Origin of the sequence: Pseudomonas sp. Bout1 (assembly GCF_034314165.1) — a bacterium.
Lineage (GTDB): Bacteria > Pseudomonadota > Gammaproteobacteria > Pseudomonadales > Pseudomonadaceae > Aquipseudomonas.
The window spans coordinates 3105698-3130793 of record NZ_JAVIWK010000001.1 but is presented as its reverse complement, the minus strand read 5'-3'; the positions used below and the strand labels follow the sequence as shown (position 1 = coordinate 3130793).

General features: G+C 59.8%; 30 protein-coding genes and 1 pseudogene. 17 read left to right on the top strand and 14 right to left on the bottom strand.

The window, feature by feature from the left end:
• Positions 1–60: 60 nt before the first annotated feature.
• A complete protein-coding gene (locus tag RGV33_RS14705; protein ID WP_322144880.1) occupies positions 61–885 on the top strand; it encodes an AraC family transcriptional regulator in 825 nt (274 codons plus the stop codon).
• A gap of 1 nt (position 886) precedes the next feature.
• On the opposite strand, the gene RGV33_RS14700 is transcribed toward RGV33_RS14705, so the two are convergent.
• Together RGV33_RS14700 and RGV33_RS14695 are read right to left on the bottom strand one after the other, a co-directional pair.
• Positions 887–1474: a LysE family translocator gene (locus RGV33_RS14700; protein ID WP_322144879.1), complete on the bottom strand. Its 588-nt coding sequence runs from the start codon at positions 1472–1474 to the stop codon at positions 887–889.
• 85 nt (positions 1475–1559) lie between these two features.
• Positions 1560–2261, bottom strand: coding sequence for a FadR/GntR family transcriptional regulator (locus RGV33_RS14695; RefSeq protein ID WP_322144878.1), 702 nt, complete (start codon positions 2259–2261; stop codon positions 1560–1562).
• 287 nt (positions 2262–2548) lie between these two features.
• On the opposite strand from RGV33_RS14695, the gene RGV33_RS14690 reads away from it, so the two are divergent.
• Together RGV33_RS14690 and gudD are read left to right on the top strand one after the other, a co-directional pair.
• Positions 2549–3898 carry an MFS transporter gene (locus RGV33_RS14690; protein ID WP_322144877.1) on the top strand — a complete coding sequence of 450 codons (1350 nt, stop codon included), beginning with the start codon at positions 2549–2551 and terminating at the stop codon, positions 3896–3898.
• 10 nt (positions 3899–3908) lie between these two features.
• Complete coding sequence (gene gudD / locus RGV33_RS14685; RefSeq protein ID WP_322144876.1) at positions 3909–5258, top strand: glucarate dehydratase; 1350 nt, start codon at positions 3909–3911, stop codon at positions 5256–5258.
• A gap of 97 nt (positions 5259–5355) precedes the next feature.
• On the opposite strand, the gene RGV33_RS14680 is transcribed toward gudD, so the two are convergent.
• Positions 5356–5973, bottom strand: a complete 618-nt coding sequence (locus RGV33_RS14680) for a TetR/AcrR family transcriptional regulator (RefSeq protein WP_322148676.1) — start codon at positions 5971–5973, stop codon at positions 5356–5358.
• Positions 5974–6116: 143 nt separating this feature from the next.
• Here RGV33_RS14680 and RGV33_RS14675 point away from each other — a divergent pair, with 143 nt between their 5' ends.
• Positions 6117–6557, top strand: a complete 441-nt coding sequence (locus RGV33_RS14675; protein WP_322144875.1) for a hotdog fold domain-containing protein — start codon at positions 6117–6119, stop codon at positions 6555–6557.
• 1172 nt (positions 6558–7729) lie between these two features.
• Here the strand turns inward: RGV33_RS14675 and nudK are convergent.
• Entirely contained in the window at positions 7730–8317 is a 588-nt protein-coding gene (gene nudK / locus RGV33_RS14670; RefSeq protein WP_322144874.1) for a GDP-mannose pyrophosphatase NudK, read from the bottom strand.
• Positions 8318–8399: 82 nt separating this feature from the next.
• On the opposite strand from nudK, the gene RGV33_RS14665 reads away from it, so the two are divergent.
• Positions 8400–9155, top strand: a complete 756-nt coding sequence (locus RGV33_RS14665) for a DeoR/GlpR family DNA-binding transcription regulator (protein ID WP_322144873.1) — start codon at positions 8400–8402, stop codon at positions 9153–9155.
• A gap of 4 nt (positions 9156–9159) precedes the next feature.
• Here the strand turns inward: RGV33_RS14665 and RGV33_RS14660 are convergent, their stop codons facing one another.
• Positions 9160–10005 carry an SDR family oxidoreductase gene (locus tag RGV33_RS14660; RefSeq protein WP_322144872.1) on the bottom strand — a complete coding sequence of 282 codons (846 nt, stop codon included), beginning with the start codon at positions 10003–10005 and terminating at the stop codon, positions 9160–9162.
• 132 nt (positions 10006–10137) lie between these two features.
• Here RGV33_RS14660 and RGV33_RS14655 point away from each other — a divergent pair, with 132 nt between their 5' ends.
• The 3 genes from RGV33_RS14655 (at position 10138) to RGV33_RS14645 (ending at position 13253) form a co-directional block, all read left to right on the top strand.
• A complete protein-coding gene (locus tag RGV33_RS14655) occupies positions 10138–11025 on the top strand; it encodes a LysR family transcriptional regulator (RefSeq protein ID WP_322144871.1) in 888 nt (295 codons plus the stop codon).
• A gap of 98 nt (positions 11026–11123) precedes the next feature.
• On the top strand, positions 11124–12065 hold the full coding sequence (locus tag RGV33_RS14650; RefSeq protein WP_322144870.1) for an alpha/beta hydrolase: 942 nt from the start codon (positions 11124–11126) through the stop codon (positions 12063–12065).
• Between the two features lie 399 nt (positions 12066–12464).
• The gene (locus RGV33_RS14645; protein WP_322144869.1) at positions 12465–13253 is read left to right on the top strand and encodes a DeoR/GlpR family DNA-binding transcription regulator; all 789 of its coding nucleotides are present in this window, start codon (positions 12465–12467) and stop codon (positions 13251–13253) included.
• Here the strand turns inward: RGV33_RS14645 and RGV33_RS14640 are convergent.
• Genes RGV33_RS14640 through RGV33_RS14630 form a run of 3 tightly spaced genes read right to left on the bottom strand, consistent with a single transcriptional unit; the run spans position 13250 to position 14655 of the window.
• Entirely contained in the window at positions 13250–13969 is a 720-nt protein-coding gene (locus RGV33_RS14640) for a DUF72 domain-containing protein (protein WP_322144868.1), read from the bottom strand. The two genes, RGV33_RS14645 and RGV33_RS14640, sit on opposite strands and share 4 nt — an antisense overlap.
• Positions 13969–14400, bottom strand: a complete 432-nt coding sequence (locus tag RGV33_RS14635) for a DNA methylase (RefSeq protein ID WP_322144867.1) — start codon at positions 14398–14400, stop codon at positions 13969–13971. Before RGV33_RS14635 ends, RGV33_RS14640 begins: the two co-directional genes overlap by 1 nt.
• Before the next feature lie 15 nt (positions 14401–14415).
• Positions 14416–14655 carry a hypothetical protein gene (locus RGV33_RS14630; protein WP_322144866.1) on the bottom strand — a complete coding sequence of 80 codons (240 nt, stop codon included), beginning with the start codon at positions 14653–14655 and terminating at the stop codon, positions 14416–14418.
• A 197-nt stretch (positions 14656–14852) separates the two neighbouring features.
• On the opposite strand from RGV33_RS14630, the gene RGV33_RS14625 reads away from it, so the two are divergent.
• Positions 14853–15356 (top strand): DUF4142 domain-containing protein, encoded by a 504-nt coding sequence (locus tag RGV33_RS14625; RefSeq protein ID WP_322144865.1) that lies wholly within the window; start codon positions 14853–14855, stop codon positions 15354–15356.
• Between the two features lie 28 nt (positions 15357–15384).
• Positions 15385–15945, top strand: a complete 561-nt coding sequence (locus RGV33_RS14620) for a type 1 glutamine amidotransferase domain-containing protein (protein ID WP_322144864.1) — start codon at positions 15385–15387, stop codon at positions 15943–15945.
• Positions 15946–15999: 54 nt separating this feature from the next.
• Here RGV33_RS14620 and RGV33_RS14615 read toward each other — a convergent pair whose 3' ends face one another.
• Positions 16000–16221, bottom strand: a complete 222-nt coding sequence (locus RGV33_RS14615) for a PLD nuclease N-terminal domain-containing protein (RefSeq protein ID WP_322144863.1) — start codon at positions 16219–16221, stop codon at positions 16000–16002.
• A 155-nt stretch (positions 16222–16376) separates the two neighbouring features.
• Between RGV33_RS14615 and RGV33_RS14610 the strand changes: the two genes are divergently transcribed.
• The 4 genes and pseudogenes from RGV33_RS14610 (at position 16377) to RGV33_RS14590 (ending at position 19089) form a co-directional block, all read left to right on the top strand.
• Positions 16377–16934, top strand: a complete 558-nt coding sequence (locus tag RGV33_RS14610; RefSeq protein WP_322144862.1) for an ATP-dependent Clp protease proteolytic subunit — start codon at positions 16377–16379, stop codon at positions 16932–16934.
• A gap of 191 nt (positions 16935–17125) precedes the next feature.
• Positions 17126–17602: a hemerythrin domain-containing protein gene (locus RGV33_RS14605; RefSeq protein ID WP_322144861.1), complete on the top strand. Its 477-nt coding sequence runs from the start codon at positions 17126–17128 to the stop codon at positions 17600–17602.
• 170 nt (positions 17603–17772) lie between these two features.
• Positions 17773–17886: pseudogene (locus tag RGV33_RS14600) on the top strand (general stress protein); the annotation flags it as partial.
• A 549-nt stretch (positions 17887–18435) separates the two neighbouring features.
• Positions 18436–19089 carry a metalloregulator ArsR/SmtB family transcription factor gene (locus RGV33_RS14590; protein ID WP_322144859.1) on the top strand — a complete coding sequence of 218 codons (654 nt, stop codon included), beginning with the start codon at positions 18436–18438 and terminating at the stop codon, positions 19087–19089.
• Positions 19090–19256: 167 nt separating this feature from the next.
• Here the strand turns inward: RGV33_RS14590 and RGV33_RS14585 are convergent, their stop codons facing one another.
• The 3 genes from RGV33_RS14585 to RGV33_RS14575 all read right to left on the bottom strand — a co-directional run bounded on the left by RGV33_RS14585 (position 19257) and on the right by RGV33_RS14575 (position 21816).
• Positions 19257–20273: a hypothetical protein gene (locus RGV33_RS14585; protein ID WP_322144858.1), complete on the bottom strand. Its 1017-nt coding sequence runs from the start codon at positions 20271–20273 to the stop codon at positions 19257–19259.
• 93 nt (positions 20274–20366) lie between these two features.
• Entirely contained in the window at positions 20367–21272 is a 906-nt protein-coding gene (locus RGV33_RS14580) for a LysR family transcriptional regulator (RefSeq protein WP_322144857.1), read from the bottom strand.
• A gap of 139 nt (positions 21273–21411) precedes the next feature.
• Positions 21412–21816, bottom strand: a complete 405-nt coding sequence (locus tag RGV33_RS14575; RefSeq protein ID WP_322144856.1) for a helix-turn-helix domain-containing protein — start codon at positions 21814–21816, stop codon at positions 21412–21414.
• A 90-nt stretch (positions 21817–21906) separates the two neighbouring features.
• Here RGV33_RS14575 and RGV33_RS14570 point away from each other — a divergent pair, with 90 nt between their 5' ends.
• Positions 21907–22836, top strand: coding sequence for an aromatic alcohol reductase (locus RGV33_RS14570; RefSeq protein ID WP_322144855.1), 930 nt, complete (start codon positions 21907–21909; stop codon positions 22834–22836).
• On the opposite strand, the gene RGV33_RS14565 is transcribed toward RGV33_RS14570, so the two are convergent.
• On the bottom strand, positions 22811–23365 hold the full coding sequence (locus RGV33_RS14565; RefSeq protein WP_322144854.1) for a putative natural product biosynthesis protein: 555 nt from the start codon (positions 23363–23365) through the stop codon (positions 22811–22813). The two genes, RGV33_RS14570 and RGV33_RS14565, sit on opposite strands and share 26 nt — an antisense overlap.
• A 62-nt stretch (positions 23366–23427) precedes the next feature.
• Positions 23428–23811: a DUF2946 domain-containing protein gene (locus RGV33_RS14560; protein ID WP_322144853.1), complete on the bottom strand. Its 384-nt coding sequence runs from the start codon at positions 23809–23811 to the stop codon at positions 23428–23430.
• A 163-nt stretch (positions 23812–23974) separates the two neighbouring features.
• Here RGV33_RS14560 and RGV33_RS14555 point away from each other — a divergent pair, with 163 nt between their 5' ends.
• Positions 23975–24580, top strand: a complete 606-nt coding sequence (locus RGV33_RS14555) for an SCO family protein (RefSeq protein WP_322144852.1) — start codon at positions 23975–23977, stop codon at positions 24578–24580.
• The gene (locus tag RGV33_RS14550; RefSeq protein ID WP_322144851.1) at positions 24580–25056 is read left to right on the top strand and encodes a copper chaperone PCu(A)C; all 477 of its coding nucleotides are present in this window, start codon (positions 24580–24582) and stop codon (positions 25054–25056) included. Before RGV33_RS14555 ends, RGV33_RS14550 begins: the two co-directional genes overlap by 1 nt.
• Positions 25057–25096 lie beyond the last annotated feature (40 nt).

Genomic DNA, 25096 nt, shown 5'->3' with positions numbered 1-25096 from the left:
CGCCGGAGGCCGGTTTTTGTGCAATCATCCAGCGCTTGTTTCCCGGTGAGATGTGCATCGATGCGACCGCCCTTCGAACAGACCGCACCATTTTTCTGGCGCGATGACCGTCTGCCGTTCATCGAGGCGCGGACCATCGCCGATGGGCGCAAGGTCTGCTATACCCGCCATTCCCACGAGCATTTTTCCATCGGGGCAATCACGGCCGGGCAAAGCGGGTATATCCACGGAGCCTCCACGTTCAGGATCAGCGCCGGTACCGTGGTGCTGATGAACCCGGGCGACGTCCACGCCTGCAACCCCATCGATGATCAGCCCTGGTCCTATCACATGCTGTATATCGAGACGGCCTGGCTGACCGATCTGCAGCACCAGTTGGGCTTGCGCACCGACCAGGGTTTCCGTCCGTTCACCGCCACTCACACCACGGACGCCGTGCTGTATCAGGGGCTAAACGAGCTGTATGACGTACTGGTCGACGAGCATGCCGAACACCTGCACAAACAAAGCGCGCTAGTAAGTTACTTCACCGAAGTACAACAACGGCTCAACCCGTCGACAACCCGGATGCGCGAGGTCAACCACAAGCTGGAGCGCGCTGCCGAGTACATTCGCGAACACTGCACCGAGGCGTTGAAACTGGAAGATATTTGCCAGGCGGCCGAGTTGTCGCCGTCGTACCTGATCCGCGCGTTCAAACAGTATTACGGCATGACGCCCCACGCGTTCCTGGTCAATCGCCGTATCCAGTTTGCCCGCACCCAACTGCGCAGCGGCCAGTTGATTGCTGACGTGGCCTTGGCGGCCGGGTTTGCTGACCAGGCGCACTTCCAGCGCACCTTCAAACTGCACCTGGCGGCGACGCCCGGGCAATACCGCAGTTGAATCAGGCGAGCAGAAGATACCCGACGCTGGCCACCAGCAGGGCCGCCATCGAGCGATTGAACAGGCGCACACCCGGCGGGTTACTCAGGTAGCGCCGCAGGAACGTGCCGGCGTAGGCCCAGCACGCCACCGACAGGTAGCAAATCACCAGGTAGATCGTCGCAAACAGCCAGACTTGTTGCACATCACCATCGGCCACGAACAACCCCATCCCCGCCACGCACGCCAGCCACGCCTTGGGGTTGAGCCACTGCATGATCGCCCCATACAACATTGACGGCGCTGTGGCCGTGCCGTCAGCCTGCAGGCGCCCATCGTCAACCGCCAGTTTCCAGGCCATGTACAACAGGAACGCCACCCCGCCCCATTGAATCAGTTGGGTCAGCAGCGGCCAGCGCACCAGCACCTGATGCAGCCCCAGGCCGATTAATACCAGCAGCAACGTGAATCCCAACGCAGCCCCCGCCACATGCTTTTGGCTGGCGGCAAACCCGAACCGCGCCCCTGAACTGATAGCCACCACATTCACCGGCCCCGGCGTGATGGACGTGGCCAGGGCGAAGGCAGCCATGGAAATGATCAAGCTCATTGCAGTTCCTTTTTGTTGTGCGGGTATGAGCTGAACCTTAAGGAGAAGACGGGTCGCGGTATTGAAGAAAATGCCCCTGGCGAGACTACTCTCCGGTCATCCGCTCCAGGCTGTTGCTTAGATGCAACAGCATGGCCGCTCTGGCCGCGTCCGGGTCCTGGCGGCGGATGGCTTTCAGTATCGCCTCGTGTTCCAGGTTCGCCACACGCCCCAGTTCCATCAAGTCCACGTCGCCGCGTTCTTCGGCATTGATTCGGGTACGCGGGATTACCGAGTGGCCCAGGTGATAAATCACGTCGGTGAAACAGGTGTTGCCGGTGGCCTGGGCGATCAGGCGATGGAAGCGCACGTCCGGCTCAACGGCGCTGTCGTTGTGGGCCAGTGAATCCTGGTAGTCATCCAGCGCCTGGCGCATCTGCTGCAGCTGTTCGTCGGTACGGCGCAAGGCAGCCAGCGCCGCTGCCTGGGTTTCCAGGCCCATGCGCAATTCAAGAATGCCGCGCACACTGGCGGCGGTGTCGTGGGTCAGGTGCAGGCCCTGGCGTTCGTCGCGCGCCAGCACGAAGGTGCCGACGCCGTGGCGCGTTTCTACCAGCCCGGCGGCCTGCAATTTGGAGAGTGCTTCGCGCACCACGGTGCGGCTGACACCGTACTCGCCAACGATGGCGGATTCGGACGGCAGCTTCTCTCCCGGCATCATCTGCCCCAGCAGAATCTGTTGAGTCAGCGCGGTGACGATGTCATGGGCCAAGCCCTTGCGATGAGGGGCCGTGTTGTCGTTTTGCATCGAGAATTCCGTCCAGGAAGGCCCGGCAATACTAGCACTCTTCTCACCCCCTACTTGTATGACAACAAACAAATCCCTGTAGGAGCGAGCTTGGTCGCGAAAAAATCATCCGCACCGCAATCATTCAATATAACCGCGCAATCGTTGACGTTTTGCGCGAACAAGCGCGCTTCTACAAAGTGTTGCCATCTGTGAAATTGCAGTTGTATGATGTCTGTCAAGTTGTCAGACAACTCCGGCAACCAAAGCCATCCCCGCACAACAATAATCAGTGGGAGTTTTACCTTGTGAACCCTTCCAGCCCTGCGACAGCTGCGCCTGCCTCCGACCCCGTCCTGGCCCGCGCGATCAAGAAAGTGAAGAGCCACGTGCTCCCGCTGTTCGTGATCATGTTCATCGTCAACTACATCGACCGCGTCAACATTGGCTTTGTGCGTACCCATATGGAGCACGACCTGGGCATCGGTGCAGCCGCCTACGGCTTCGGTGCCGGGTTGTTTTTCATCGGTTATGCGCTGTTTGAAGTGCCGTCCAACATGCTCCTGCAAAAAGTCGGCGCGCGCATCTGGCTCACCCGCATCATGTTCACCTGGGGCGTCACCGCCACGCTGATGGCGTTTATCCAGAACGAAACCCACTTCTACATCCTGCGCTTTTTGCTGGGCGTGGCCGAAGCCGGCTTCTTCCCGGGAGTGATCTACTACTTCACCCGCTGGTTGCCTGGGGTCGAACGCGGCAAGGCGATTGCGATTTTCCTCAGCGGCTCGGCCCTGGCCTCGTTGATCTCCGGCCCGCTGTCCGGGGTGCTGCTGCAAATCACCGGGCTGAGCCTGCATGGCTGGCAATGGATGTACATCATCGAAGGCATGGCCTCGGTGCTGCTGTGCTTTTTTGTGTGGTTCTGGCTCGACTCCAAACCCCACGACGCCAAGTGGTTGAGCCTTGAAGAAAAGGACGCGCTGGTGGGCGAGATCGACCGTGAACAGCGCGAGCGCGATGCAGCCACCACGGTCAAGCCGACCCTGGGCAAGCTGCTCAAGGACCGCCAGATCATGCTGTTCTGTGGCCTGTACTTTTGCATCCAGTTGACCATCTATGCCGCCACGTTCTGGCTGCCGAGCATCATCAAAAAGATGGGCGACCTGAGCGACATCCAGGTGGGCTTCTACAACTCGATTCCCTGGTTGATTTCGATCATCGCGATGTACGCGTTCGCCGCGTTGGCGGGCAAGTTCAAGTTCCAGCAAGCGTGGGTCGCCGTCGCCCTCTTGATCGCCGCGGTCGGCATGTTCCTGTCCACCACCGGCGGGCCGATCTTTGCCTTTATCGCCATCTGCTTCGCGGCGATTGGCTTCAAGTCAGCGTCCTCGCTGTTCTGGCCGATTCCCCAGGGTTACCTGGATGCCCGCATCGCTGCGGCGGTGATCGCGCTGATCAACTCCATCGGCAACCTTGGCGGGTTTGTCGCGCCCACCACCTTTGGTTTTCTGGAACAGACCACTGGTTCGATCCAGGGCGGTTTGTATGGTTTGGCGGGCACCTCGATCCTCGCCGCAATCCTGGTGTTCTTCGCCAAAACCCTACCCGGCCCGAGCACCAGCAGCGTGCTGCAACCCGCCCCCGTCTTGAGCAAATAAGGACTTAACAATGAACACAGAACACCAGCACCACGCGGCCAGCGCACCGCTTGTTACCGGCCTGCAAGTCATCCCGGTGGCCGGCCACGACAGCATGCTGCTCAACCTCAGCGGCGCCCACGGGCCGTTTTTCACCCGTAATATTGTGATTCTCACCGACAGCGCCGGCCGTACCGGGGTCGGCGAAGTACCGGGCGGCGAACGCATCCGCGAAACCCTGGAAGACGCTCGCAGCCTGGTGATCGGCAAACCTATCGGCCAATACCAGAGCATCCTCAACGCCATGCGCCAAACCTTCGCCGCGCGGGATTCAGCCGGCCGGGGTTTGCAGACGTTTGACCTGCGTATCACCATTCATGCCGTTACGGCGATGGAAGCGGCACTGCTGGATTTGCTCGGCCAATTTCTCGAAGTGCCGGTGGCCGCGCTGCTGGGCGAAGGTCAGCAGCGCGATGCGGTGAAGATGCTCGGCTACCTGTTCTACGTTGGCGATCGTCAGCAAACCGACCTTGCGTATCGCAGCGAAGACAACGCCGAAGACTGGTTCCGCCTGCGTCACGAGCAAGCCATGACGCCCGAATCCATCGTACGCCTGGCCGAAGCCGCCAAGGCGCAATACGGCTTCAATGACTTCAAACTCAAGGGCGGCGTACTGCGCGGCGCCGAAGAAATCGAAGCGGTCACCGCCCTGGCCGAGCGCTTCCCCGATGCACGCATCACCCTGGACCCAAACGGCGCCTGGTCGCTGAAAGAAGCCATCGCCCTGTGCCGCGATCAACATCACGTACTGGCCTACGCCGAAGACCCTTGCGGTGCAGAAAACGGTTACTCCGGGCGCGAAGTCATGGCGGAGTTCCGGCGTGCCACCGGGCTGCCTACCGCCACCAACATGATCGCCACCGACTGGCGGGAGATGGGCCACGCGATCCAGTTGCAGTCGGTGGATATTCCCCTCGCCGACCCGCACTTCTGGACCATGCAAGGCTCGGTGCGGGTGGCGCAGATGTGCCATGAATGGGGCCTGACCTGGGGCTCGCACTCCAACAATCACTTCGACATTTCCCTGGCGATGTTCACCCAGGTAGCCGCCGCCGCGCCGGGAGAAATCACTGCCATTGACACCCACTGGATCTGGCAGGACGGCCAGCGGCTGACCCAGGCCCCATTGAAGATTGTCGACGGCCATATCCGGGTACCGGCCAAACCGGGCCTGGGTGTGGACATCGACATGGACGCCGTGGCCCAGGCTCACGAGCTGTACAAGGGCATGGGCCTGGGTGCGCGCAATGACAGCGTGGCGATGCAGTTCATGATTCCGGGCTGGGCGTTTGATAACAAACGGCCGTGCCTGGTGCGCTGACCTCAGCTGAGGATCATCGAAAAGTGCGCGCACGCCCTCACCTACTGCTCGGCCAACGGGCTGGCCATGGCGCCGTGCGCGTAATGCAGTGGGCGGACTAAGCGCCACTCACCGAACGCCATGCGGCCTCGGCCAGGGCCTCGCGGTAGAGCCGCGGGCTACTGGCTGCCCGCCCGGCTAGCCAGGCACGGCAATAACTGTCGGCCTGGCCGATGATCAACGACGGCAACAGTTCGCCGGGCACCTGATTGAGCTGGTCACCACGGCCGGGCTGGTCCATCCATTCCTTGAGTAAGGCATTACGTGCCTGGTTGCGGTTTTCCAGCTCGGCGGCGAACGGCCCCTTGGTCACGGCGAAGCGCGCGTGGTACTGGAAGCGCGCCCATTGCGGTTCGCTGTCCACCCAGTCGACGTAGCTGTGGACAAGCGCATACACACCCTCCTTCGCCGTCTCGGCCGACGCAAGATAGCGTGCGCGCAATTCGGCCTGATCCTCCAGCGCGTTAAAAAACAACGCGGCGACCAGGCCTTCCTTGTTACCGAAGTGGTGATAGATCGCGCCCACGCTGGTGTCGCACTGCGCGCGAATCATCTCGATGGTGGTGGCTTCAAGGCCTTGTTCGTTGAACAGGTCGAGTGCGGTCTTGAAGATATCGCGCTTCAATTCGGCCCTTCGGCCAGGGAAGCAACGCTGGAGCAGATCCGGGGTTTGCATGCTGAACACGAACTCAATCATTGAACGGGGTACGTCTGGGCAGCTTGACAGATTTCCCTTTTGCAGAATACTGTTCCGTTACAGAATATTATTCTGTAACGGAATTTTGTTCCGTAAACTTAACTCATCAGCGAGGCAGCCCCATGAGTCAATACCTGAGCCTGTACAACAGCGTCGGTGCCGAAGCGTTCAGCAAAATGGCGTGCCAGATGGCGCCCTACTTCAGCACCATCAACCCCCTGATGACGCAGTTGCGTCCGGGGTTGGCGTCGGTGGAGGTGCCGTTCAGCAAGGCGATTACCAACCACCTGGGGACCGTGCATGCGATCGCCATGTGCAACGCTGCGGAGTTGGCAGCGGGCACCATGACTGACGTTTCCATACCACCGGGTGCGCGCTGGATTCCCAAGGGGATGACGGTGGAGTACCTGGCCAAGGCCAAAAGCAGTGTGACGGCGACGGCCAGTGGCGAGGGGGTTGACTGGCAGACGCCGGGGGACAAGGTAGTGCCGGTCGAGATACTGGATGCGGAGGGGAAATTGGTGTTTACCGCGCGGATAACCATGGATGTGAAGTTGGGGTGATGGTGGTTGGGGGCATATCCGTTTTTTTTGTTAGGGCTGGTATGGGTTCCGCCCTTACGGCGGGTCACTTTTGAAAGGAGCCCAAAAGTAACCAAAAGGCTCTTGCCCCACCACTCGGCACCTCGCTTAGGCTCGGTGTGCCCGAACGCAGGCATTACTCCGCGGGCCGCCGCGACGGCCCGTCCCTGGCCCGTCGCGGCTAAACCGGCGTCCTGCCGGTTTACCCGCTCCGTAATACCTGCGTTCGGCCAGCGTGGTTGACGGGGCGCCTAAGATCAAGATCACAAGCAGATCAAAAACACAGCGGCCTACAGGCCGGCTTGAGTGTTAAAAGCCAGATCAAAAGCTAAAGCAGGCACGGTTCAACTGTAGGAGCTGGCTTGCCGGCGATGGCATCGCCGCGGTGTGTCTGAAAAACCGAGTCGCCTGCATCGCCGGCAAGCCAGCTCCTACAGCTTTTGCTCTGGCTTTTAACACTCAGGTCGGCTTTCAGGCCGCCGCGACGGCCCGTCCCTGCCCCGTCGCGGGTAAACCGGCGTCCTGCCGGTTTACCCGCTCCGTAATAGCTGCGTTCGGCCAGCGTGGTTGACGGGGCGCCTAAGATCAAGATCACAAGCAGATCAAGAACACAGCGGCCTACAGGCCGGCTTGAGTGTTAAAAGCCAGATCAAAAGCTAAAGCAGGCACGGTTCAACTGTAGGAGCTGGCTTGCCGGCGATGGCATCGCCTCTGTGTATCTGAAAGACCGAGTCGCCTGCATCGCCGGCAAGCCAGCTCCTACAGCTTTTGCCCTGGCTTTTAACACTCAGGTCGGCTTTCAGGCCGCCGTGCTCTTGCTCTTGATCTTGATCTGACTGCCCCATTCAGCCCGAGGCCGAACGCAGGGATTGAGGAGCGGGTAAACCGGCAGGACGCCGGTTTAGCCGCGACGGGCCAGGGACGGGCCGTCGCGGCGGCCCGCGGAGCAATTCCGGAGTGAGGGAACGCCGAGCCTAGGCGAGGCGCCGACAGGCGGGGCAGAGCGTTTTGGTTACTTTTGCGCTTTTCAAAAGTGACCCGCTGTAAGAGCGGAACCCTAAGTAGCCGTTACCCAAATAACGGATCTACCCCCAAAAACCCTCCCCCCACAGCCCCCGGCAAACACCCCGCCCACAAACAAAACGCAACCGACCTCACCAACCCTCTTTTAACATCCGCAACTCAAGATACTGCAACAGCATGATGGTCTTGCCATCGACAATCTCAGCGCTGTGTACCATGGCCAGGGCGGCCTCGAACCCCAGTTCGAGTACCTCGATATCCTCACCCTCATCCTCCAGCCCACCACCCTCACCAACCCGGTCACCCGGCCGGTATTCGCCGATAAAAAAGTGAATGCGCTCAGTCACCGAACCCGGACTCATGAACGCCGAATAGATTTTTTCCACGTGACCCACGCGGTACCCCGTCTCTTCTTCCGCCTCCAGGCGAATACGTTCCTCAGGGCTGGCATTGTCCAGCAAACCAGCAGCGGACTCGATCAAGTAGCCGTGGTAACCGTTGACATAGGTGGGCATGCGAAACTGACGAATCAGCAACACCGTGCGCCGCTCGCGGTTGTACAGCAGAACCGTCGCGCCATTGCCCCGGTCATAGATTTCACGGGTCTGCGACTGCCACCTGCCGTCGCGGCGGCGCAGGTCAAAGGTGTACTTCTTCAGCACATACCAGTTATCCGAGAGCAATTCTTCGGCCTGAATGCGAACAGGGCTGTTTTCCATGGCAGGACCTTTTTGTCTTGTGTTATTCAGCATGTCGTGCAAAATCGTGCACAGTCAAGAAAAAACGTGCAGGAAGCCACCCATGTTGACCCAACAACGTAAACAACATCTGCTGGATACGCTGCACCGCGACGGCCGGCTGGTGGCCAAAGAGTTGAGCCAGGCACTGGAGGTTTCCGAAGACACAATACGCCGCGACCTGCGAGAGATGGCCAAGGAAGGTTTGTTGCTGCGGGTGCACGGCGGCGCCTTGCCGGCTTCGCCCGCAATGGCGGATTTTTCGGTGCGCGAGCACCTGGTTCCCGAAGAAAAAATCACCATTGGCCGTGCGGCCGCGCAAATTGTGCAGCCCGGACAGGTGGTGTTTATCGATGGCGGTACCACCTGCCTGCAACTGGCCCATCACTTGCCAAAGGACTTGGGCGCCACGGTGATCACACACAGCCCCTCGATTGCCATGGCGCTGGTGGGGCACCCACAGATTGAAGTCATCATGCTCGGCGGACGCTTGTTTCGCCACTCGCTGGTAGGGGTGGGCGCGGCCACGCTGGAGGCCATCGGGCGGATAAATGCAGACCTGTATTTCATGGGAGTGTGCAGCGTGCACCCCAGTGCAGGCTTGTCTACCGGCGACTATGAAGAGGCAGTGATCAAGCGCGCGTTATGCCACGCCGCCGCAGAAACCATCGTGCTGGCCACCTCAGAAAAGCTCAATACCGCATCGCCCTACCAGGTGGCAGAGCTGGCACAGGTCAGCGCGATCGTCGCGTTGGCCAGTACCCCCCGTGCACTGCTGCAACCCTATGAAGCCCAAGGGCTGACGCTGTATCTCGCGTGACCCGTCAACAGTCCTTGATAGCCCCCCATAACGCCGCGACTTGCGTCGCATCCGACGCTTTAACCCGCGCCAGGTCAATCGGGTACCCGACATCCGGATTCTCGGCAAAACGCGTCGCGGTAAACTGGCCATTACTGGCGCGCACGATGTAGCCGCTGTCCTGGCACAACGCCGAGGCCAGGAAAATCACCCCGGGCGTCACCCATTCGGGCTTGAGGTTGTCAGGCTCGCCGGTCACGCCCCACAGACGAGTCTTGGCCACAGGCGAGATGGCATTGACCAGGATCCCAGCCTCGGCCCCTTCCCCACTCAGCGCATTCATGATTCCCAACTGCGCCATCTTGCCCGCGCTGTAGGCCACCAACCCCGGCTGGGCGTATTGTGTGTACATCGCACGGTCAGAAGTGGTCAGCACGATGCGTGGCGCGGCGGATTGCCTGAGGTAGCGCCAGGCGTGCTTGGCCAGCCATATCGGTGCGTAGGCATTGATGCCCATCGCTCGCCGGATAATCGCCTCGTCGGCGTCCTCAATGGGTTGATAGCCGACCCAGCCAGCATTGTGGATCAGAATATCGAGCTGTCCGAAATGCGAGATGGCGCATTCGATCAGTTCTCGGCAACCCGCTTCATGGCACAGGTCGCCCGTGTGGCCAACCACCTGTAAACCTTCATTCTGAAGCGCCAGCGCGGCGGTCAAAACCACTTGCGGATCAGCACCCTCGCCTTGCGTGTCGGCCCCAATATCACTGATCACCACCTGCGCTCCCAGGCGTGCCAACTCACGTGCATAACTGAACCCCAAGCCCCGGGCGGCACCGGTCACGATTGCGGTTTTACCTGTAAAGTCCATCGTTGTGTTCTCCTGATAGGCACTCCACCCTAACAACCCGTGACCGCTCTGTTTAATACTGAACAACAGCGGTATTGATACCCACGGCGTATCAAGCCCCACAGGCTCCATCTACCTGAAGGAACAGCCCAGATGATCGAAACCCGCCTGCTGCGCCAATTCATTGCCGTCGCCGAAGAGCTGCACTTTCACAAGGCCGCGCTACGCCTGCATATGGCGCAGCCGGCGTTAAGCCAGGCGATCAATCGGCTGGAAGATAAGCTCGGGTTTGCGCTGCTGGCGCGTGACCGGCGTGGCGTGCAATTGCTGCCAGCCGGGGCGGCGTTTGTTCAAACGGCGTACAGCGTGCTCGGGCAATTGCAACACGGCGTCGAACACGCCCGACAGGTGTCCCAAGGCATCGCCGGTACACTCACCGTCACCTCGGTGTCGATTGCCGGCTACCCATGGTTGCTCGACACCCTCAAGCAGTTTCGCCTGGCGTTTCCCAAGGTTCGGTTGGTGATCAAGGAAATGCCTTCCGCCCGCCAGGCCAAGGCGCTACTGGACGGCGATGCGGATATCGCGTTCCTGCGTTATCTGCCGGGCCAGGCAGACAACCTCGAGTCCCGCCTGCTGCTGGATGAGCCGATCCTGATGGCGCTGCCCTGTGACCATCCCCACGCCGGCGACGCCGCTGTCGAGCTGCGGGATTTCGCCGATACCGATTTCGTGTTCACGCCACAGGTTTTGGGCAGTGGCTATCACCAGCAGTTGATCGCCTTGTGCGAGGCCGCAGGCTTCTACCCGCGCGTGGTCCAGGAAGCGGATCAGTTGCACACCCTGATCGGCCTCGTGGCCTGCGGGTTTGGCGTGGCGCTGGTGCCGGAGTCGATCGCCCGTTCGATAAGCAGTGACAAGGTGGTGTTTCTTCCCCTCACCGCCGCGTCGTCCAGCATCGGGCTCTACCTCAATTGGCGCACCGACAATTCTTCGCCGTTACCCGCGCACTTCTTCTGCGTACTGGAAGGAGTGCTGTAATACTTTGCAAGCAATGCTCAGTGACGACTGTCTAAATATTTCCTGCGCGGCCAGGGCATCTGTTAAAACCCGTGCTTCGCCTCTGTCCTGGAACCTTCATGTTTTCACGTTTTCTTTCCCGCCTCGGCCTGCGCTGGTTTCCCCTGCTGTGCATGGCCACCGTGATCATTGGCCTGCCGGTGAGTTGCGCAGTGTTGCAACACAAGGAGCGCGAACTGCTGTTTCGCGTCGAACCGGGCACGGCCAGTTGGTACAGCGGGTTACCGCGTGACGTGCAGGAGTTCGACCTGAAACCTTCGAGTTTCAAGTCAGGGCAAAATATTCATGGCTGGTGGTGGCCGGCTGCGCAGAAGGACGCCCCGGCGATCCTCTACCTGCACGGCGTACGCTGGAACCTCACCGGTCAGCTGTTTCGCATCGAACAGCTGCGGGCCCTGGGCTTTTCGGTGCTGGCCATCGACTACCGCGGCTTCGGTCAGAGCCAGGGTGATTTGCCCTCCGAAACCAGCGTTTACGAAGATGCCCGCATTGCCTGGGAACGCTTCCAGGTATTGCAACCCGACCCCGCCAAACGCGTGATCTATGGGCACTCACTGGGCGGCGCGGTGGCCATCGACCTGGCGGCAGAGTTGGGCAAGCAGGCGGCGGGTAACCATATGCCGCCCCCGGTGCGCGGGTTGGTAATCGAGTCCACATTCACCTCCTTGGCGGATGTGGCCACAGCGGTGGCCAACACCTCACTTCCGGTACGCTGGCTGCTCTCACAGAAATTCGACTCCATCGACAAGATCGCCGATATCCACATGCCGCTGCTGGTCGTGCACGGGCTCGCCGACGCCTTTGTGCCCCCACGTTTCAGCCAGCAATTGTTTGATGCCGCACACGAGCCAAAACGCCTGTTGCTGGTGCCCGGTGCCAGCCATAACGACAGCATGCGCCTCGGCGGCAGCAGCTACCGGCAGGCACTGGACAGCCTGATGCAATCCAAGCGGCCAACCCAGATCGCCGGCCCCTCCACCGTGCGCCCGAACAACTCGTAAACCTGCATTCCGGCACCGGTTTGACCAGTGCCTGTCAAGGCGAAAAGCCTGCCCATACTGGCCATAAACGGCGACTGATCAAATATTAACCGCGGGTTAAATCGCCATACCCGCCGGGCTCAAGGGAAGTTATCCACAGAGATACCCACGGTTTTCGTGGACAACTCTTTTTACTTTTTTACGATTTTTTTGCTGATGAGCCTCCTGCCGGAAAGCCTCCTGGCAGCAAAATCTCCTGCGTCGTATCACGAATATCCTTATAGCCCTACGGTGCGCGAATTTCGCTCCATTGGCCCTGTAGGTGCTCTCGGAACAGGACAGCATTCAGATCACCTCTGCCATTGCGTTTCTGCCTTAGGCTGATTAATCTCGCACAAACACGCACTAACGAGCATAAACATGCAAAACATCCACGCTGATGTCGACCTGCCTTCTTTGCGCAAACAAAAAATCCTGCTGATGCTGGAGCGCGACGGCAAAGTCACCGCCTCGGAACTGGTGGACCATTTTGCCGTCTCCCAGGACACCATCCGCCGTGACCTTGGCGAACTGGCCGCCGCCGGCCTGCTGCAACGCGTGCACGGCGGTGCGTTGCCCCGGCCCAAGGACACTGGCAAGGATTTCTTCACCCGTTTTGGCGAAACCACCGCGACCAAACGCCACCTGGCGCAGCTCGCCGCCGACCGTGTGGAAGACGGCCAGATCGTGCTGTTCGACTCGGGCACCACCACCCTGCAAATCGCTCAGTCCTTGCCGCATTCCATCCGGCTCACTGCCGTCACCCACTCACCGATGATTGCCATCGCGCTGTCCGAGCACCCGAACGTCACGGTGATCCTCGCCGGTGGCCAGCTCAACCCGGTGACCATGGCCGCCAGCGGGCACGAAGCATTGCGACTGATCCAGGGCGTCAAGGCCGACCTGCTGTTCACCGGCGTTTGCGCACTGCATCCCCAGGTTGGTATCAGCTCGCTGCACTTCGAGGAAGTGGCGGTGAAACAGGCGATGCTCGACAGCGCTTCCCACGTGGTGGCAGTGACCCTGGCCGACAAACTGGGCGCCGTGGAGCCATTTGTGGTGGCACCGTGCAGCCGCATTCACACGCTGATTACCGAGTGGCACGTACCGCCTGGCAGTGTCGAGGCATATGAATGCCTGGGGCTGGAAGTGATGCAGGTGGACATCTAAGACGCGAGCATTGCCTGAAGGGCCAGCACATCGCTTATCGCATGCCCGCTGGCCGTATTGTCAAAAATACACCAGGCTGGCACACCCTCTTTCATGGCGGCGCGCAGGACCTCATTCAATGCCCATAAGCGATCGGTTTCGTAGGCACTGTGATAGACACGCGGCGAACCGTGCAGGCGCCAATAACGCACACCTTGCCAGCCTTTTGGTGTGTCACCCTCAGCGATAACCGGTGGGTCGGCGGCCACCCGGCCTATCTGGAACGCTTGCAATATAGCTTCGCCTTGAGCCCAACTGACATGCCGCGGTTCAAGCACCACGTTGCCCGCAAAGCGCAGGCGTAACGCCGTGAAAAAACCGGCAGCAGTGATCGCGTCATAACTCAGTGAAGGCGGTAATTGCACCAGCAGGCAACCCAGGCGATCGCCCAGGTGAAGGCACTGTGAGAGGAACTCATCCAATGCGGTATCACAACCGTGCAGGCGCAATTCATGGGTGACACGCCGTGGCACCTTGACCGAGAAACGAAACCCCGGCGGTACTGATTGCGCCCATCGTGCATAGGTTTGCGGGCGATGGGGCCGGTAAAAAGAACTGTTGATTTCAACGGCGTTCAAACACCCGGCGTAACGCTGCAGGTGGGTGCCCTGGTTGGCAAATCGGGGCCATTGCTCACGAGGCAGGCTCCAACCGGCACAGCCCAGAAAAAGCGTCATCAGAACAACACCGATGCGGCGTCCTTCATAAAAATCTCCACCGTCTTCGGCCCGACGCCCTCGAACTGATTCAGGCGTTGTTCAAACTCCCCACGGTCGGCGCTGGCCTCGCGTATTTGGCTGATCTTGCCCGCGTACTCTGCGTTCAACTTGCTGCTCAGGTCGAGCAGCCGTTGCGCGGTGGTTTCGTCGTAACGCACGTAATGCGCCTCGCCGAGCATGGCCACCAACTCGCGTGACGTGCAGTGCTGCAGTTTGCGCGCGGTATTGCGGCCATGCTTTACCACAATTACGTGGTACGCCTGGGCTGCGATTTGCGCCTGGATACGCTTGCCCATCAGGAAGCTGGCGATAAACCACTTGAACAATGCGCTGTCATCGCCAGGCCTGAGCTGTATACCGAGTTCAGCGGCGCTGATTGATCGCCCCATGACTGCCTCCGTGCTTCACTCGCCCAGCTTGCGCTCGGCCTTGGATGCCTGCTCGTTGATCCGGTCGGTTTGGCGTTGTGTGTCCTTGATGGATGACGGCGTGATGACTTTATCGACGGTTTCGGTCTTGGGGTTGGGACGCTGCAAGCCACCGCCGTCTTTATCAACAAGGCGTTCATCAACAAGGCGACCTTTCTGCGCCTGTTCGGAGCTGATCGCATCGGGGGTTTTGTCGGCGGTTTTTTGGGTGCCCATAGGGGTTCTCCTGCGTTTGAAAAGTCACGCTCCAGTACGGAGCCGTTATGCAGCAGAGCCCATGGTTTTTCGATAGTTCAAGGAAATTGTCCAGGCAGCGGGCCCGAGAAATAAGCACAAATTAATTTAAACCTTTTGCCCGCATGCCCGCTCAACAGTCAGGTAACGGCATCGCGCCATTTCTCAGGAGAAGCATCATGAACCACCTGCTGATGAAACAAATGGGACTGACCTTCGCGCTGGTCGCGGGCACGATTGGCACCGCCATGGCAGCCACTTCCAATGACTTCGTCGACGCTGCCGCCCAAGGCGGTATCACCGAAGTCGAGGCCGGCAAACTGGCGTTGGAAAAAAGCGGCGCCGCCGACGTCAAGGCTTTCGCCCAGCACATGATTACCGACCACTCCAAGGCTAACCAGGAGCTGGCAGCCCTTGCGACAAAGCTCGACATCAAGGTGCCGGATGACGCCACCCTGACCGACAAAGCCAAGAAAATGATTCTGGAAATTCGCGACGAGTCTTTCGACAAGGCATACGCCAACAACCAGGTGAAGGCCCACGAAGACACCGTAGCACTGTTCAAAAAAGAAGCCGCGTCCTCGGACAACGCCGAATTGAAGGCCTTCGCCGAGAAGACCCTGCCTACCCTCGAAGCCCATTTGAAGATGGCCAAGGAGCTGCAGTCCCAGCACGCCAACTAATCCTTTATCACTCAGGAGACACTCGACCATGAGTTCACAACTGCACGGAAAGAAGATTCTGATCATCACCTCCAACACCGGCATCGAGCGCGACGAATTGCTCAAGCCCCTCGAAGGCCTGCGCGGTTTTGGCGCCACGGTGACCCACGGTTCCAGCAAAGGTGGCAGCACCCAGACCTTTGTCAAGGACACCGAGAAGGACAAGACGGTGGAGTCCGATGCCAAGCTTTCAGAGCTGCACGGCGCTGATTTCGATGCATTGGTCATCCCGGGCGGCACCGTCAACGCCGACACCCTGCGCCAGGATCCCGACGCATTGCGGCTGATCAATGATTTTGTCCAGGCCGGGAAAACCGTAGCCGCCATCTGCCACGGCCCGTGGGCGCTGATTGACGCCGGGGTGATTCGCGGCAAGACCCTCACGTCCTACAAAAGCGTGCGCACCGATTTGGTCAATGCCGGAGCGCAAAACTGGGTAGATGCAGAGGTGAAGGAATGCCCGGCCAATGGCTGGACACTGATCACCTCCCGCACCCCCGATGATTTGCCGGCATTCAACCAGGCAATTGCCAAAGTACTGGCGGCTTAACACCAGCCAATGCAAACAGGCGCCCTCGGGCGCCTGTTTTTTTCCTGTTCTGCGTCAGCCTTTGCCGTGTTCGGTGGCGTGCGTCGCGCGGTTCGCACCCTTTGGTCCAAAAAATGCCCAAAGCAGCAGCCCCAGCAGCGGCATGAAGATCAGCACCACCACCCATAGGCCCTTGGTTTCCCAGCCACTGCCACTGCGCAGCACGCTGTTGATCGCCCACAGTTCCAGCAGCAACAGAATCACCGCCAAGCCAATCCAGACATATTCGATTTGCATGATTCACCTCCTGAGGTCGTGTTTATTAGGTCAAGCAACACGCCCGAGGGTTCATTAAAATTACAACGAATGGCTCTCGCCCAACGGTTGCGGCACGTGCGCCGTAACCTTCTAGACTCAACGCAACGTTACCTCTCATCCCTCGGAGGCCCAGGATGACTGAGCACATCATCCACTTTCACTGCCAAATCGATCAGGGCACCACGGAGCGCTTTCGTGATTGCTGCCTGGAGGCGATTGAGCAAGGCGCCAGTTCGTTGCTGCTGAACCTGTCGACCACGGGTGGCAGCACCAATTTCGGCTTCACCCTCTACACATTCCTCAAGTCCCTGCCGGTGCCACTGTGTGCGATCAACGCGGGCAATATCGAATCCATGGGCATCATCATGTTCCTTGCGGCCGGTCGCCGGATCACCACGCCCCACTCACGCTTTTTGATCCACCCGATGAACTGGTACTTCAACCAGAACTCCGTGGACCACCAGCGCCTGCGCGAATACCTGTCGAGCCTGGACAACGACCTGGCCCGCTACGTGAAAATCTACGAACTGGAGACCGCCACTGCCGAAACTCACCTGGACATCTTCAAGTGCCTGTCGGCCGAGGAAAAAGTCATCGCTGCCCACGAATCACTGGCCTACGGAATTGCCCATGAGGTGGAACAGATCGTGTTTGCAGACGACGTCAAGCACTGGAAAGTCAGCGGCGGATAGGCATGGTTTAATGCATGCAACGCACGACGTGACCGTGCAACCTGCACGACCAAAGCCGGTTTATATTTCACGTAATTGCTTGATTTGAAAACAAATAAATTTCTGATTCAAATTGGTACAACTCATGCTGTAGAGCTGTGGACGAGGCGGGCATTTCGACCCGCCCTTTCGCTACCCGTGAGGTGTCACCCATGAACGCCATTGACCTTCTCAAGGCTGACCACGAACGTGTCAAAGCCATCCTGAGCCAACTGAGCGAATCCACTGAGCGCGGTGTAAAGAAACGCACCGAGCTACTGGCCAAACTGGAGATGGAAATCAGCCTTCACACCCGCCTTGAGGAGGAGATCCTCTATCCGGCTTTTCGCAAGGCTGGGGGCAAGGATCAGGAAATCATGTACCACGAAGCCAAGGAAGAACATCGCACCGTCGACTCCCTCGTCTTGCCGGACCTGAAACAGACTTCGCCTTCCACCACCGAGTTTTCCGGGCGCGTCAAAGTGGTCAAGGAACTGTTGGAGCACCATATCGAGGAAGAAGAAAGCGAGATGTTCCCACAGGCGAGAAAGCTACTGGGCAAAGCGTTGCTCGAAGAGCTTGGTGCGCAAATGGAAGCGCTGAAAGCCACGCAAAAGAAAGCGCTCGGCACCAAGCCAATGGCGGCTTGATGTCCATTCGTCGCATGCGGGCAAACTTTTTCAAACTTTGATTTGGCCTACGGATTCCCAATTAGGCAACACCATTGATTCGCTCATCATCATTGAGGGTTTTGAAAATGGCTAATAGTGGAAAAACCACCCCAGGCGCTGGTCACAAGGACCAGCAAGATACCACCCGCAAAAGCGGCGGCCAGGGTTCAGGCGGCAACTTCGCCAATGACCGCGCAAAGGCTTCTGAAGCCGGCAAAAAAGGCGGGGCCCACAGCCACGCCCCTGGCTCCAAAAAGTCTTGATTGAGGCGTTGCCGAAGCCTGGATAAGTTCCGGGCTTCGGTCCTGATAGCCAAGAGGGATTGAGTCATGAAGACCCGTATTTCCCAAAGGATCGTACTAGTTGCCTGCTTGACGCTCATACTGGGTTCCCCAGTTTACGCGGCCTTCGGCGACGACACTGCCCCCGAGGCGCCCGCCTTGAGCGGCAACAGCGTCCCAGGCTCCGCACTCCCCCCCGGCACCTACCCCAGCAGCCCAGCCGATGCCGATCGCGGTGGAAGTAATAACGCTGAAACCAAGGCACCAGCACCGTCAAAAAGCGTAAAGGGTACACGCCACAAAAGCACCTCGCCCCAGCACCCCGCCAGCAAGACCGGCAAGAAAGCCGTGCCTCAATCGGGAAGTTGAAGCGCCGACTTCAGCGCAGCTCATGCTCGATGTGTTCAATGCTCGGCAGACTGGTTCGCAGCTCTGCCGCGAGTGATTCCACCCGTTGGTACTCGGCACGCGTGCCCCAACCCGCGTGCTGTGGTCAAATGAGCCGGTCACTTCCATGGTTATGCCCGATCTATGAACGCCACACCTACCGACGACAATCCGGCATCCACCGGGGACCGCATCCTGTTCCTGCTCAAGACCCGTGGCCCACTGAAAACCGCGGACCTGGCTGCGTTGCTGGAAATCACCTCCGAGGCCGCCCGCCAGCAGATCCAGAAGTTGCAGGTCGCAGAGTTGATCGTCGGCGTCTCGGCCCCCATCTCGGGTGCCGGCCGGCCATCATTGAAGTGGACATTGACCGCTACCGCCCAGCGCAAATTCCCGGATGCCCACAGCGTGCTGACGTTGCACCTTATCGAATCCATCGAAGGGGTTTTTGGCAGCGAAGGCGTGGAGAAAGTCATCTCCAGCATGGAAGCGGCCGCCAAACACGAATACATCCAGGCCTGCTCCGCCGCGTCGAGCTTGCAGGAGAAAGTCGAGATCCTGGTGCAGATTCGCGAACGCGCCGGGTACATGGCGCAGATGGAGCCGCTGGACGATGGCTGGCTATTGGTGGAAAACCACTGCCCTATCTGCGTGGCCGCACGAAAATGCCAGGGATTGTGCCGCTCCGAGTTGCAGATTTTCCAGGCGGCGCTTGGCGAGGAGAACGTGGTGGAACGGTGCGAGCATCTGATTTCCGGAGACCGGCGCTGCGCCTACAGCATCCAGCCCCGCAAGTGAGACAGAAGCTGCGATGGGCTGCGCAGTCCATCGCAGCCGCTGCCTCAAGCAGACGTGAGGCCCATTGCAGATTGAACAGGACAAACGCCAACAGCGCCCAGATCGACAGCACCAAGTGCGTTTTTTAATTACACAAGACAATACTTCTATCGAGTGCGCAGACCGGGCTAAACCCGCACACCCAGCATGCCGCTGGTAATCATGACCGTGACCACGCCGCCAAACGCAATCACCAGCCAGGTCGCCAGCGAACTGCGCGTCTCGCTGACGTTGTGGTTACGCAATACGCCCCGCAATCCGCAGCCCAAATGCGCAGTCAGCAGGAACACCGCCAGGGAGTAATGCGGCAGCAGCCGAATGCTCCAAGGATCCGCCAGCAACCCCACCGGCTCGGCCACCGCCCAGGCGTAATCGGTATCGGTGCCGAAGTAACGCGCCAGGGTAAACACCGAGTTGATATGGGACGCGATAAACAGCGAGAGATAGGCACCCGACGCGGTCTGCAAGGCGTCCAGCAGGTCGGCGCGCGTGACGGTTTTCGGGCGAATCAGCACCAACCCGCTGAGAATCTGGAAGAAAAACGTGACGATGATCACCGGTTCCAGCACACCATTGCGGTACACCACTCGCAGCGTATCCATCACCGACTTGTGCACATCGGTACCCAGTATGCCCAAAAGGTGGTTGAACAGGTGCGGCGCCAGGAAGACCAACAGGATTGCCAGGGAGGCGATGCCGTGGGCGACTCGCAGCTTGATGTAGGTCTTGTCCGAGGTCACCAGGCTGATGGTCGGCCCCGTTGAAGACAGCATCGCGAAAAAGCCCGTCAGTGCCAGCCACAGCCCGCTCCATACCGCGATGTCGTGGCCGTAGATTTTCATCAGGTACAGCACCACGCCCATCAGCGTATACGCAGGCGGCGCGGCCACCGCCAGGCACGACAAACGCCGCGCCAGCACCAGGCGTGCGCTCATGGCCGGCTGGGCTCCGGTGACATACACGCAGGCAAATGCCAGCAGCGGTACCGCATAAGCGCTCAGGATCAGCGCCAGAACGACGGGAGTGCCGGCACCAGCCAGATGCGCCTGGTTGCCCCACGTCAACGCCCATGGATAGTACAGCGCCGCAGCGAACGGCAGCAGCCACAGCCACTCCAGCCAGGGTTTGATAGCTTTGCTTAACATATCGATTTCCCGATGATAAATATCACCCGGAGAGTGCCCAGTCATCGCGCCCTCGACAATTAGCCGCCCTGGCAAAAGCCTTTTACCCAATGGTCACGCCTGGAAGGCCTGCACCATGTAGTCGACGAACAATTTGACCCGCAGCGGCGTCTTGTCGCGCTGGCGATAGCAGATGTAATGCCCCCTGCCCCGCGCCTGCGCCCTATAGCCCGGCAGCAAGACCACCAGGCGCTGTTGCGCGATCCAGTGCTGCGCCTGATAACCGGCAAGCTGCGCCACACCGCCACCGGCTAGCGCCGCGAGCGCCACCAGTTCCGGGTCATTGAACAACTGGCTGTAAGGCAACGGCAGCCGCATGAACTGCCCATCGACTTCAAATTCCCACACATGTGGCTTGCCCGATTGCGCCAGGCGAAACGCGATGGTCTTGTGCGCCGCTAGGTCCTCAAGGGTCTGCGGGTAACCGGCCACTTGCAGATACTCGGGCGCGGCGCAGGTGACGAAACTCATCGGTGCCAGCTGTTTTGCTATGACATCGGCGTCTTCCAGCCGCCCGTTGCGAATCGCGACATCCACCCGGCCTTCGGCGAAATCCACATGGCGATCGTTCAGGTCAAACTCGAGGGTGATGTCCGGGTGGGCCTTACAAAACCCGGCCAGCAGCGGCGCAATGCACTTGCGCCCAAAACCCACGGTAGAACTCACCCGCACAACGCCGGACGGCGACTGGGTGGATTGCTTAAGCGCTTCGGTAGCGCGCAAAAGGTGCTCGACGCTGGGCAGGCATTCTTCGAAAAAACGTCGCCCCTCCTGGGTAACAGCCACACTGTGGGTCGTACGTTCGAGCAGCTTGATGGCCAGTTGGGTTTCCAGACGCGTAATGCTGCGGCTGACCGATGGCACTGAAATGCCCAGGTCACGAGCCGCCTCACTGAAGCTTTCGCTGGCCGCCACTTTCATGAAGGCGATGACGCCGGCGAAATTTTTTCCGATGGACATCGGTGGGTATCCTTGGGCAGCGCACGTCAAAAACCTCAACAGTACTCAATCGAAAAACCGAATGCCCTAGCCAATCTGACGGCTTTTCAATAGACCAACATCCGCGAGCACACGGGCAGACTGCCGGCCAAGAGCCTGATCACGGCGCCTGCTCAGTATCGAAATGCTCTCGGGAGCGCCTGAATTCATCGGCGTTTTCCACCACCCACGTCCACAGTGGAATCATGTGCACCAGCAGTTGTTTGCCCAGCGCCGACAGCTGGTATTCAACCTTGGGCGGCACTTCCTGAAAGTCATGGCGCAACACCAGGCCGTCGCGTTCCAACTGGCGCAAGGTGCGTGTGAGCATGCGCTGGGTGACGCCTTCCATGCGCCGGCCAATCTCGGCGTGGCGCAGGCGCCCGTTCACGCCCAACAGGTGCACGATGCCCAACGACCAACGGTTCCCGGCGTGGGTCAACACCTGGCGCTTGAGCCCGTCGTCATCAGCGCTGAGGGCTTCGCAGGCAGCTTGTGAGCGCCTGATGATCTCGTCGTTATCCACCTTCTACTCCCGGTATCACTGGTGTGCCTTCTTATGCGCGGTCGGCAATTCTGCAAGCATGGCACGACTTTCACTTGAACCGAGAACCCTATGATTGCTTCGATCCTTGTACTGGGCGCCGGCGAGTTGGGCCTGGCCGTACTGCGCCAATTGTCACGCCTTGCCGCACCGCAGAATGTGCCGGTAACCGTGTTGCTGCGCCCTGCCACGCTGAACTCGACCGACCCCGCCAAACAGCAGGAAACCAGCGAACTGCGCGCACTGGGCATTGAGCTGTTGGCCGGTGACCTGGCCAACGATTCCGAAGCCGAACTGGCGGCGGTGTTCGCTGACTATCACACCGTAATCTGTTGCATCGGTTTTGCCGCCGGCATTGGCACCCAGCGCAAACTGACCCGCGCCGCCATCGCAGGCGGCGTGAAGCGCTATGTGCCGTGGCAGTTCGGCGTGGACTACGACGTGATTGGCCGAGGCTCGGCCCAGGACGTGTGGGATGAGCAACTTGACGTACGCGACTTGCTGCGGGGCCAGCAAGGCACGCAATGGGTGATCGTCTCCACCGGAATGTTTACCAGCTTTCTGTTTGAACCTTCATTCGGCGTCGTCGACCTGGCGCAAAATACCGTGCACGCACTGGGGGATTGGGACACCGCCGTCACCGTCACCACCCCAGAGGATATCGGCCTGCTGACCGCGCGCATCCTGTTCAGCGAGCCACCGATCATCAATCAAGTGGTGTACACCGCTGGCGACACGCTGACCTATGGCGAGCTGGCAGATACTGTCGATGCGCAACTGGGGCTCAGGCTAAAACGCGAACGCTGGCCGGTGCCGTACCTGCAAACCAAACTGGCCGCTGCGCCCTTGGACAATTTGATGAAATACCGGGTGGCCTTCGCCCAAGGCAACGGCGTGGCCTGGGACCCCGCCATCACCTTCAATGCGCAACAGCAGATCGCCGTGACCAGCGTCGCCCAGTGGATTGAGCAGAACCTCAAGGCACCGGCAACCAGCCGCTGAATCGCCCCTGGCTATCCAGCGCGCACCAGCCGAAGTCCCACAGCAGTGGCGGCAACGTTTGCAGTGGCACGCCACTGCCCTGCTTCCAGTCCACCACCTGCAGCGGCGAGCCTCGCCAGGCCAGGACCACGCCCCGGGCCTGGCTGCTGTCATCGCTGACCCAACGGGCCGCTGCCGCCGTCATGAACGCCTCGATGGGTTCTTCATCGATCTGCGCGCAATACACCGAACCGAGCAACCAACGGCACACACTTACGTGATAGGTCCAGTTCAGGGATGGACGGTTGCGATACGCCCACGTCATGAAACTGCGAAACAGGTTCAAGCCCTCTGGCGGGTCGAGCTTGAGCAAACCGGGGCAGATGTCGAACAAGCTGTGCCAGTACGGCAGCAACCGTGCATCCAGGTGGACAAAACAACGGGCGTTACTTGGGTATTCGACAGACGGCAACAGCACGTCACCGCGCGACGGGCGGCGCGACGCCTTGCTGACCAGGCGGGCAGCGCCGGAAGGCAGGATAGAACTCATGGAAACCACTCACACTCGTGACAACAGAACGCCGCCTGGTAACAGGAGGCCCACGGTAAACGTCAGGATGCAGGGGAAGCGCGAGGGTTGGCCGAGGGCCAGGAGTACCGTGGAGGTGCCTTGTTGCGACGCTCATGGGCCGGGCGCGGCTTTTGCCCAAGCCCTAACAGCCAAGCCAGGCAAAACAGGAACACGATGCCCAGGGTCACGGCGGAGCACACCGGGCACGCGAAGAAATTCGACCAACTGCTGGCTGTCGGGTTGCCAAGGCCTGCGTCCGAGGCCGGCGCCTTGGTGCCCAGGCTTGAGCAGAACTGCCCGCCCAGGCCGTTCAGCTCCAGGCCCATCATCTGCCCATGGCCCAAACCGCAGACGAACACATTGAACAGGACGCAAAAATACAGGGTCCAGGCAATGAGTGAACGGTCCGGGCGGGAGAGTTTCATGGCGGCGACTTTACCACCGAATATCCAACCTCATGAAGCCTGCCCTTGCCTGTGACAGAACGTCGCAGATTACGTGCAGAGGCCGGGGTTGTTAGAATGCCACGCTCTCCTCGCCTGATTTAACGCTTCGTGGTACCCAGGCGCTTCACAGGATGCACAGTTGATGAGTACGTTATTCACCCGCCGCAAAGTCCTCACCGGCATGGGCCTGCTCGGCCTTGGCATGTTGGCTGGCTGTGACAACAGCCCCAAACTTAACTTCAAGTACGGCAAGGACCTGAGCGACAAGATCATGGGCCGTACCTTCAAACTCAAGAACACGGACGGCGAAACCGTCACCTTGAGTTCCTTCCGTGGCTTGATGCCCGTGGTGTTCTTCGGCTTCACCCAGTGCCCGGCCGTGTGCCCGACCACACTGGCGCGCATGGCCCAGGCGAAAAAACTGATGGGCCGCGACGGCAAGATCATGCAGGTGGTGTTTATCACCCTCGACCCGGAACGCGACACACCCAAGATTCTCGACGCCTACGTCAAGGCCTTCGACCCCAGCTTCGAAGCGCTGTACGGCACCCCGGAAGAAATCGCCGTGGCCGCCAAGGAATTCGGGATTTTTTATGAAAAGATCCCCGCCGGCGACAGCTACACGCTCTCCCACACCGCCACCAGCTTTGTGTTTGACACCCGGGGCACCCTGCGCCTGGGCCTGTCCGCCTCGCTTAATGCCAAAGAGTGCGCAGAAGACCTGCTCACCGTCATGGAGGTCTGCTAATGACTGCCGTTCAACACCTCAAGCGTATCGCCCTCGGTCTCTCCCTGCTGGGCCTCGCGGCGCACGCCAGTGCACAGGCGGTGGTCAGCGACGCCTGGGTACGCGCCTCGGTACCGGGCCAGCCGTCCAGCGGCGCCTTCATGACCGTCACCGCCGACACCGACAGCAGACTGCTCAGTGTGGCCTCGCCAATCGCCAAGACCGTGCAGATCCATGAAATGACCATGAAGGACGATGTGATGCGCATGGGCCCGGTGGACTCGGTTCCGTTGCCCGCCGGCAAGGCCGTCAAGCTCGACCCGGACGGTTACCACGTGATGCTGATCGACCTCACTGCGCAGATCAAGGAAGGCGACCAGGTGCCGCTGACCGTTACCGTGGAAAACGCCAAGGGTGAAAAGCAGTCGATTGAAGTGAAGGCCCAGGCCCGTGCGTTGAACGCAATGGAGCCGATGGATCACAGCAAGATGCACTAAAACGCCGATCAAAATGTGGGACCCCGCTCCCACATTTGCC

What these genes read in the sequence shown, in the direction of transcription:
- RGV33_RS14700 (WP_322144879.1), bottom strand. Translation starts at nt 1,474, where the DNA reads ATGAGCTTGATCATTTCCATGGCTGCCTTCGCCCTGGCCACGTCCATC.
- RGV33_RS14560 (WP_322144853.1), bottom strand. Translation starts at nt 23,811, where the DNA reads ATGAAACTCTCCCGCCCGGACCGTTCACTCATTGCCTGGACCCTGTAT.
- RGV33_RS14565 (WP_322144854.1), bottom strand. Translation starts at nt 23,365, where the DNA reads ATGAGTTCTATCCTGCCTTCCGGCGCTGCCCGCCTGGTCAGCAAGGCG.
- RGV33_RS14625 (WP_322144865.1), top strand. Translation starts at nt 14,853, where the DNA reads ATGAACCACCTGCTGATGAAACAAATGGGACTGACCTTCGCGCTGGTC.
- RGV33_RS14555 (WP_322144852.1), top strand. Translation starts at nt 23,975, where the DNA reads ATGAGTACGTTATTCACCCGCCGCAAAGTCCTCACCGGCATGGGCCTG.
- RGV33_RS14655 (WP_322144871.1), top strand. Translation starts at nt 10,138, where the DNA reads ATGATCGAAACCCGCCTGCTGCGCCAATTCATTGCCGTCGCCGAAGAG.
- RGV33_RS14615 (WP_322144863.1), bottom strand. Translation starts at nt 16,221, where the DNA reads ATGCAAATCGAATATGTCTGGATTGGCTTGGCGGTGATTCTGTTGCTG.
- RGV33_RS14605 (WP_322144861.1), top strand. Translation starts at nt 17,126, where the DNA reads ATGAACGCCATTGACCTTCTCAAGGCTGACCACGAACGTGTCAAAGCC.
- RGV33_RS14665 (WP_322144873.1), top strand. Translation starts at nt 8,400, where the DNA reads ATGTTGACCCAACAACGTAAACAACATCTGCTGGATACGCTGCACCGC.
- RGV33_RS14635 (WP_322144867.1), bottom strand. Translation starts at nt 14,400, where the DNA reads ATGGGGCGATCAATCAGCGCCGCTGAACTCGGTATACAGCTCAGGCCT.
- RGV33_RS14585 (WP_322144858.1), bottom strand. Translation starts at nt 20,273, where the DNA reads ATGTTAAGCAAAGCTATCAAACCCTGGCTGGAGTGGCTGTGGCTGCTG.
- RGV33_RS14675 (WP_322144875.1), top strand. Translation starts at nt 6,117, where the DNA reads ATGAGTCAATACCTGAGCCTGTACAACAGCGTCGGTGCCGAAGCGTTC.
- RGV33_RS14660 (WP_322144872.1), bottom strand. Translation starts at nt 10,005, where the DNA reads ATGGACTTTACAGGTAAAACCGCAATCGTGACCGGTGCCGCCCGGGGC.
- RGV33_RS14550 (WP_322144851.1), top strand. Translation starts at nt 24,580, where the DNA reads ATGACTGCCGTTCAACACCTCAAGCGTATCGCCCTCGGTCTCTCCCTG.
- RGV33_RS14680 (WP_322148676.1), bottom strand. Translation starts at nt 5,973, where the DNA reads ATGCAAACCCCGGATCTGCTCCAGCGTTGCTTCCCTGGCCGAAGGGCC.
- RGV33_RS14695 (WP_322144878.1), bottom strand. Translation starts at nt 2,261, where the DNA reads ATGCAAAACGACAACACGGCCCCTCATCGCAAGGGCTTGGCCCATGAC.
- nudK (WP_322144874.1), bottom strand. Translation starts at nt 8,317, where the DNA reads ATGGAAAACAGCCCTGTTCGCATTCAGGCCGAAGAATTGCTCTCGGAT.
- RGV33_RS14610 (WP_322144862.1), top strand. Translation starts at nt 16,377, where the DNA reads ATGACTGAGCACATCATCCACTTTCACTGCCAAATCGATCAGGGCACC.
- RGV33_RS14580 (WP_322144857.1), bottom strand. Translation starts at nt 21,272, where the DNA reads ATGTCCATCGGAAAAAATTTCGCCGGCGTCATCGCCTTCATGAAAGTG.
- RGV33_RS14590 (WP_322144859.1), top strand. Translation starts at nt 18,436, where the DNA reads ATGAACGCCACACCTACCGACGACAATCCGGCATCCACCGGGGACCGC.
- RGV33_RS14570 (WP_322144855.1), top strand. Translation starts at nt 21,907, where the DNA reads ATGATTGCTTCGATCCTTGTACTGGGCGCCGGCGAGTTGGGCCTGGCC.
- RGV33_RS14645 (WP_322144869.1), top strand. Translation starts at nt 12,465, where the DNA reads ATGCAAAACATCCACGCTGATGTCGACCTGCCTTCTTTGCGCAAACAA.
- RGV33_RS14630 (WP_322144866.1), bottom strand. Translation starts at nt 14,655, where the DNA reads ATGGGCACCCAAAAAACCGCCGACAAAACCCCCGATGCGATCAGCTCC.
- RGV33_RS14620 (WP_322144864.1), top strand. Translation starts at nt 15,385, where the DNA reads ATGAGTTCACAACTGCACGGAAAGAAGATTCTGATCATCACCTCCAAC.
- RGV33_RS14650 (WP_322144870.1), top strand. Translation starts at nt 11,124, where the DNA reads ATGTTTTCACGTTTTCTTTCCCGCCTCGGCCTGCGCTGGTTTCCCCTG.
- RGV33_RS14705 (WP_322144880.1), top strand. Translation starts at nt 61, where the DNA reads ATGCGACCGCCCTTCGAACAGACCGCACCATTTTTCTGGCGCGATGAC.
- gudD (WP_322144876.1), top strand. Translation starts at nt 3,909, where the DNA reads ATGAACACAGAACACCAGCACCACGCGGCCAGCGCACCGCTTGTTACC.
- RGV33_RS14640 (WP_322144868.1), bottom strand. Translation starts at nt 13,969, where the DNA reads ATGACGCTTTTTCTGGGCTGTGCCGGTTGGAGCCTGCCTCGTGAGCAA.